This window comes from Allorhodopirellula solitaria, assembly GCF_007859855.1.
GTDB lineage: Bacteria > Planctomycetota > Planctomycetia > Pirellulales > Pirellulaceae > Rhodopirellula > Rhodopirellula solitaria.
In genome coordinates this window covers 1-7,898 of sequence record NZ_SJPK01000009.1, presented here as the reverse complement: position 1 = coordinate 7,898, position 7,898 = coordinate 1, and the positions used below count along the sequence as shown (strand labels likewise).

Annotated in this window: 5 protein-coding genes; 4 read left to right on the top strand and 1 reads right to left on the bottom strand. The window is 58.2% G+C overall.

The features are described 5' to 3' along the window. The first annotated feature begins 308 nt into the window (after positions 1–308). Positions 309–3,038: a coiled-coil domain-containing protein gene (locus tag CA85_RS16375; RefSeq protein ID WP_146392435.1), complete on the top strand. Its 2,730-nt coding sequence runs from the start codon at positions 309–311 to the stop codon at positions 3,036–3,038. Positions 3,039–3,105: 67 nt separating this feature from the next. Here CA85_RS16375 and CA85_RS16370 read toward each other — a convergent pair whose 3' ends face one another. Further along, positions 3,106–4,377, bottom strand: a complete 1,272-nt coding sequence (locus CA85_RS16370; protein ID WP_146392433.1) for a hypothetical protein — start codon at positions 4,375–4,377, stop codon at positions 3,106–3,108. A 156-nt stretch (positions 4,378–4,533) separates the two neighbouring features. Here CA85_RS16370 and CA85_RS16365 point away from each other — a divergent pair, with 156 nt between their 5' ends. From CA85_RS16365 to CA85_RS16355, 3 genes are all read left to right on the top strand, one after another. After that, entirely contained in the window at positions 4,534–5,202 is a 669-nt protein-coding gene (locus CA85_RS16365) for a HEAT repeat domain-containing protein (protein ID WP_246112868.1), read from the top strand. A gap of 28 nt (positions 5,203–5,230) precedes the next feature. Beyond that, on the top strand, positions 5,231–5,482 hold the full coding sequence (locus CA85_RS16360; RefSeq protein WP_246112867.1) for a hypothetical protein: 252 nt from the start codon (positions 5,231–5,233) through the stop codon (positions 5,480–5,482). A gap of 231 nt (positions 5,483–5,713) precedes the next feature. Then, entirely contained in the window at positions 5,714–6,718 is a 1,005-nt protein-coding gene (locus CA85_RS16355) for a collagen-binding domain-containing protein (protein WP_146392588.1), read from the top strand. Positions 6,719–7,898 lie beyond the last annotated feature (1,180 nt).

Here is a 7,898-nt window from a genome sequence, read left to right as displayed (position 1 = left end):
TTACCCAGACCTCATAGTGTAGCTCACAAAACTGGCACGAAGCCACGCTCCGAGATCGCCGCCCCACCGATCTCGAAGTCGACAACAGGAAAGAGGAAGGACTGTACGCATTCTGCGGATTTCATCGTTTATCGTTTCGTTTGCCCTTTCGATTGATTGGGGTGGACATTGCGTCTAGGAAGTTGATACAGCCCGAGGTGGTTGCGGCTTTGGCCGCGTGAATCGCCCCGAACCGGCTGGCTCGCTACGACGCCAGCTCAACGAGAAGAGTGGCCTCCGTTGAGGCACGTGTGCCTGCGGAGTCGTCGATGAGTACTTGGATTGGAAGCTCCTTTATTTCCGTGTTTCTGCTGTTCATGGGCGGGATCCTGATCGGTCACCTGCTCTGGTACCGGGACCGCAGCAGCGATCTCCGGGCCGTCAAGGAAGCGGAGTCGAAATACAACCGGGCCAAGGCTGCGGCGCGAAATCGGAAGCGCAAATTTGTTCTCCTCTCGCGAGACGCCCGCAATTTTGAGACGCAGTCGAGCGAGTATCGCTCCGAGGCAGAGTCGCTGCGTCAATCGCTCGCCATGCAGACCGCGCGAGCCGAATCGTTTGAGAGCGAATTGGGGAAACTCCACGCCGAGCAAAGCCGATTCGAACTCGCCTGTCGAGATGCGCAGCACCAGCGTGATGCAGCTCACGGGCAGGCGGAAGATGCGAGCACGGAACTCGCCCGTTTGCAGGAGAGTTTGCAGGAAGCCGAAACAAAACTGGAACAGGCGTCCGCTGATGTTCGCGATCACGCCGAGGCGGCTGAACGCGCGAACGCCCAAGTCGGGGAACATCGTCTACGCGCCGATCAACTCGAAACCGAACGCGATCAGCTCGCCCAGCTCCACGATGACAGCACCCGTGACTTGGGGCAAATCAGTCGACGAGGAGAACAACTCGCTGCGGAGATGGAGCAACTGCGCAGTCGATGTGACGAACTGATCACGTTGCGTGATGCTGCCCATGAGGAACGCGACCAAGCGATCACGCAGCGCAACTCTCTCGCGGACCAACGCCACTACCTCGCCCGCGAGCGGGATCAAATTGCCACCGAACGCGATGACGCCGCCAGCCAACGTGACCAACTCACCGCCGAACGCGACCAACTCGCTGCTGATCGCGACCAACTCGCGAGCGAACGAGACCGAATCGCGGAACAGCTCGAGGCTATCACCAGCCAGCACACCCATGTTGTTGCTGAACAGGATCAAACCGCGTCCGACCGTGACCAAGTTGTTGCCCAACGCGATCAGGCGGTCGTCCAACGTGATCAGGTAACCGCCCAGCGCGATCAAGTCGTTATCCAACGCGATCAACTCACCGCGGAACGCGATCAACTTACGGCTGAGCACGAACGATGCACTGCCGAACGCGATGAGGTGGCTCGTCAACGCGACCAACTCCTCAGTGAACGTGATCGACTGGCGGGCGAACGAGTACAAATCGCTCAACAGCTCGAGGCCATCACCAGCCAGCACACCGAGCTCGTTGCTGAACAGGGGCAAACCGCCTCCGACCGCGATCAAATCGTTGCCGATCGCGATCAGGCTGTCGCTGAGCGTGATCAAGTAACCGCCGAGCGCGATCAGGTCACCGCCGAGCGGGACCAACTCACTGCCGAACGCGAGCAGCTGACTGTCCAGCACGATCAACTCACCGCCGAACGCGACGAGATGGCTCGTCAGCGAGTCCAGCTTCTCAGTGACCATGATCGACTGACGAGCGAACAAGAACAAATCGCTCAACAGCTCGAGACGATCACGAGCCAGCATACCGCGGTGGTTGCCGAGCGGGATCGACTCGTCGGCGAACGCGACCAAATCGTTGTCGATCGCGATCAAGCGACGGTTGAACGCGATCAGATCATTACTCAGCACGATGAACTCGTGACCAAACACGACGAAGTCACGCGGGAACGCGACCAGCTGCGGAGTGAGCGAGAGGAAACGTCAACGCAGGTGGGGCAGACCGACGAAGAGTACACTCAGCTGCAGAAAGACTACGCTGCCCTCCGTGACGAGTATGCAGCGGCCATTACCGCCAACCAGGAACAGTCGAGCACCTTTGAATCGCACCAAGCCGAGATTCAGCGGTTGGCCGAGGCGCTCGATCAGTCCACCGTTCAAGTACAGACGATGCAGGTCGAACACGATGAGTTGCTCGATCAGCTCGATGAACGCACCTCCCGAATCCAAGCTGCGATTGACGGCCGGGTCACTGCCGAGACAGCCCTGAGTGAAATGGAGTTTCGTACCGAATCGTTGCTCGCTGAAATTGCGGCAGCCAACGAACTCTGCGCACACCACGAAGCGAAACTGGCCGACCTACAACTCAGCAAGACCGAGATCGAATCGCAATCGGGCGATCTCACCACCACACTCAGCAAGAAAGATCAACAGATCGCGGAACTCGAGAAACAGATCTCCGAGCAGACGGAGGCGATCGATCGGCATCTCACCGAAGTGGAGCGACTCAGCGCGGACGCCCCCGAGTTGGCTGAGCTCGAGGACGCGGTGACGCAGAAATCAGCAGCCTTGGCGCAGACGCAGTCGGAACTGCAATCGATCCGCGAAGACCAAGCGAGACTGCGCACGGAACTCGAGAGCCGGGACCGCCAAATCAGCTCACTCAATGAACATCAACAACAGAGCCAGGTGCAGGCCGAAAACCAAGCGGCGGTGATCGAGCGGCTGGGACAGGAGCTTCGCGATGCCAGGGCTCAATTTGAGTCCGCTCAGCGGTTCGAGCTGCTAGCGGGCGAGATGCACGAGAAGGTGGTCGCGACGCAAACCCACCGGGACGACTTGCAACAGCAGCTCCACCGGGTTTCTGCTGAACTCGACGCTAGCCTCGATGCCAATGTGGTGATGCAACAGCGGTTGCGTCAAATCGAGGGGCAACTGCACGAAAATGCGGTGGCGATGAGGGACCTCCGGCGCAAGCGAGCCAATGTCCCTGCCCTCGGCGCATCCGATCCCCGCGAACAGAACAAGGCTGCCTGATCGCCGCCGCCCACGCGGGGCTGGTGACGATCATGAGACCGGCAGCGACGGGGCAGTTCTGTGCCCCTCAGGGGTTCGTCACGACCACCTCGGCTTCGCCCCAACTCAGATCCAGCCCGACTGAGGCGGCGACGAGTTCGGCCAGCTCTTCGAGGGTCTTCTTGGTTTCATCAAGCGAGACCAATGTTTCACCGGCGGCTTCGGCTTCAGGATCGAGACGAAATTTCTTGCCCGCCGCTTGAGCGAGCTGACTCAGGACGGACGAGGCGGGCGTATCGATCAGCTGCAAATCGAACACGGCTGGAGTACCATTTTTAGCCACCGCTGCCCGAGCCGCTTTCTCAGTCGCTGCTTTCCAGTGCACCGCAACGAGGCGGAGGTGATGTGAGGCGAACGTATTGATCAGCAATCGGTTGTCCGAGACGCGGATCGAGGGCCGGGGGCGAACCTTGGCGAGAGCCGTGCGAATCGGCAGCGCCGAATCGCCCGCGGGATAGGCCAGCAGAAATGGCTTGGCAGCAGGCATCGCCTCCCAAGGCAAGACGCCAGCAGGGGTGTCCGATCGCCCGTCGAGCGGATCGGTATCCGGCTGGGTCGACTGCTTGCCCGTGAGGCTCGCCAGCGGTGTGCCGGGACGGAGCCCACAGCGGAATTGGGCCAGCAGCAGGCCGACCGCTAAATTGCGATCCACGCCGATCAGGCTGCCCGCCGACCAGATGTCATGCGGGACCCAAGTCGGAATCCTGCCAGCTCGCTTGCCAGCCGCCTGCAGGGATTCTAGCTCCGCCCAATTCGTCACCGGACCGCCAGCGGCCTCATCGGAAGGAGCCGCCAGGATGAGGGCCAATATCTCCGCTGCCGTACTCCCTGTCGGCCAGCGGATCGAGATCGAGTCGCGGTTTGCCTGCTCGTTCGTGTGCAAGTGGCTGAGCATCGCGTCGATCCACTCGGGAGGTCCCACGACCAGCACACCGGGCAACGGGAACACAGCCAAATCCTTTGACTGGGCTACCTTTAAGAACAACTGGGCGGCGGGCGTCTGAGCTTCGGCGAGGCTCACGCGGGCCTCGGTGTCGACCCCGGGGGCAAACCAAAGTGACCGGATCGGTCGCTGCTGGCCCCGCCGAGTCCCCTCGATCGCTGCGACCGAGCTGAGCAGTTGGGACAGTAACTCACCGATCGTCTGTTCGTCGACACTGAGCGTGATCGGCGTCTGGACCAACGATTCACTGGCAATCACACTCAAACGAGGCGGCTGACAGGCGGCCCCACGTGGAAACAGCAGGGGCCCGGACACGAGTAGAATGATCGCCGATCGCAGTAATGAAGCTCGATTCATCTCCCACTCTTTTTTCAGTTGTTGTCTTGCCTGCTAGTCTAATCGGTCTAACATCGAAGGGTCAGACGGGGGAGAATTCGAAGGCAAAATGGCTCCGTTTGGCGACACTGCTGTTGGTTGGCTGCACCGAAAATATCGACCCCAATGGAAACCCACGTGACGACACCTCAAGTACACACCACCCATTTGGCGAAGTCCTATCGGCGATATCTGCAATCCGCCAACCCGTGCCGTTTCGCTCACGAAATCGATGAATTTTACACAGCTGCGACGTTGAACGCTCTGCTCAGTCGCGGTCAGGTGGAACAGCGCCGCGCCGCCGCTTTGGCCCTGGGGATGTTAGGCGATCGGTGCAGCGTGGAAGCTCTCGGCCGCGCCATCTGCGACAGTGATCCAGGAGTTCGGTTGGTGGCGGACGACTCTTTTCGGGCTGTGATGGTCCGTGACGCAGCGCCGCTGCATCATCAGCAGTTGCTCCGTGTGATGCATCTCAATGACGGAGCCGAGTATGCTGCGGCGCTCTCGCCAGCGATGATTCTTATCGACCAGGCCCCGATGTACGCCGAAGCCCACCATCAACTCGCCATCTGTTGGCACGGTTTAGAGGACTTCTCACGTGCCCAGCAAGCCTATGAGAATTGTCTCTGGCATTGCCGATTTCACTATCTCGCCTGGCAGAGTTTGGCCAAGATCCGCTATCTCAAGGGCGATTTCGAAAAGGCCCTGCAAGCGCTCGACTATTGTTTGGCGATCAATCCCGATCTCGATACCGCCCGCATGCAGCGGGGCCAGATCCGCCGGCGGCTGCGCCAAAGCGACGTTTGAACGCCCAAATTAAGAACCTGTTTTGACTATGGATGAGTTTTTTGTTGGCTCGTTGGCCCTGGCTCTGGCGATCCTGACCACGGTGATCGCGATTGGCCCTTGGACGGCCCCCTATCAAATCCGGTCGGTAAAGTACGTGCAGAATCGCTTTGGCAAATCCGCCGCGCGAGCTCTCTGGTTGGCTGTCGCGATCATCACCGCCGCCAGTGGTGTGGCGATCCTCCAAGGAATCCGACCGGGCTACGCAATCCCCAACGTGCGTACCGAGTCGCTGCGATAACCGAGTGGCCACCCGTCGGGATATTTTTCTCTGCCGACTGGGTGAGAATCGACGCCTTTCTTGCCGCACCCATGGGGTGTTCCGCAGCAGTCCCTCGCTGGCCGAACTTTCACAGTGAGTACATGCGTAGGATGGGTACGTTCTGGCTTATGAATACCCGCCGGGTGTTCGAGACTGTCGTAACAGTTCCCCCCCTCTCTCAAAATCACCCTTCCAGGTTAGTTAACGTTAATGATTCGTCATTTGATCGTCGTTGGTTCCCTCTTGCTGTCGGCCGCCTCTGCATCCGCAGGCGTGCTGAAAGATTTCAACCTGATCGCTTTCGGGAATGTTAGCGGGAAAAGTCACGTTCACGGTCGATCCTTGATCTTTGGCGACATCGTAAAGGGCACGATGGATTTCGCGCAGGACAAATTAGTGGACTCAGGTCCCGTTACACCGGGGGCCTCGTACGAAAACGACGGTCTGATTCTGGGGGGGCAACTCAAAACCAATATCAAAGTGAATAATGGGAATGCGAAACTCAAGGAAGCCCAGATAGCTGGGGCCAAAATTGATAACGCAAAAACGATTTATGACGCGGACGGAGTGCAAGCGATCCTGGACGATGCTCGCGCTGAGGTTGATCGCTTGACGAGCTACTTCGACACTCTGAACGCGAATAGTAAAACTGACTTGGCGGACATGAACAACGCGAAGTTCATCACTACCCCCGGCAAGGACGGTGTGGCAGTTTTTGACTTGACGGAACAAGTGGGACAGCCGTACTTCTTTGACCGCAAAAACGGTGGAGCGAGCCTGGTGGGTGATCCGGAACCGACGGGAGATCTGTTTCTGATCAAGGACGATGCCACCAGTATTAATTTCCTGTCCGGGCTGAACCTCAACATGAACGAGTTCAACAAAGCCAGCTTTCTGGATCGTATCGTGTGGTATTTCCCAAATGCGACAACAGTCAATGTTAATGGAGCTTTGAACGGCGCTTTGATCGCTCCAAACGCTACAATCGATTTTCAATCCAACATTACCGGCACGGTAGTTGGCAATAACGTTGTCCTCAGTGCAGAAATCCACCTCCCGAATCTGGCGCTGCCACCACTGCCGACGGTACCACCGACGCCACCCACCAGCGCCGCGCCGGAACCTGCCTCCATCGCTTCATTTGGAGTGCTACTGTGTGCCGCCTTGGCCCACCGTCGACACCGCCGCCGAGCAAAACGATCCCAGATCGCCTAAGCGAATTTTCTTAGAGGCCGAACAATCTGACGTGGGGGTAGCCCTGGGCTGTTCAATCTTTGGGGTTGACGCTCGATTGGTCTTGCGCAATTTCTTGACTTCACCCTCTCCAAACGAAGTTTGGGGAGGGTCGACGGGCGAAGCCTCGTCGGGGAGGGGCCCAGCACTGGGAAAACGCCTCAATCGCTGCAAAACCCTGACCGAGCCCTCCCCGAGAAACTCGCTGAAGGCTCGTTTCTCGACCCTCCCCAGCTTCGCTCGGGAGGGTGAAATCAGGACAGAAATCACCTCCATGAAAATCAACCGAAACGGGTCGCAACCCCAAAGATTGAACAGCCCAGGCTTGCCCCGCATGAGAGCAAAGTTTGTCGGCTTGGTTTCCTGCCAGACAAGCTGACAGGGGACCGCGTGTCGATGCCGCGGTTTTCTCATTTGAAAACGTCGCATCGGCGTATGACAAGCACACGGGGGAGCAAACTCATGGGGAATCAACAGCTCGTCGCCTCGTTCACTACAGAAACAATCTCGCAAAATCCGCTACCTATTGATCATGTTCTTCTCGGAATTTAGTGGCAGGCATCGAATAGATCGACAGGCCGTGGCGCCACCGGCTGGGGTTCTGGTGGCCTCCGGCCTAAAACAATTGCTATTTCGGCTCATCCGACGGAAGCGTGCGCCCGAGGTTTTCAAGGCATGGCTCCCGTATCCAAGGATTTATTTTTGGGATGTGATTATCAATGTTAGACTGGCACTGCCGAGAGAAACGGAGCCGAGCTCTGCAGAGGTGCTGGCTTGGCAAGGGATATCTCGGTCGCCAGCGTTTCCCTGCAAAAGCGGTACGCCAATGGTGTTGTCGGTCCCTGGCGAGCCCTTGTTCGTCAGGGACGCATTTCTGAACGATCATTGGATACGAGAGCCATGCCTGGTATGTCCCCAAGTTAGCCTAAATAACTACCAGGGGCGCATTCTGAGTGCTTTCATTGAAGGAATTCACTTCCCCTTCAATCAAGGAACTCCGATATGGCAATCGCCACCAAGAAACGTTCGTCAAAATCGTCAAAATCCAATCAGGCCCGTTACATCGGCAAGCCAGCTGGGGTGATTCAGCAGCGAGTCGAGGCGGTCGGTCCCTCTCACTTTGGTGTCGTTTCGGTCGACTGCGCCAAACGCAGATCCAAGT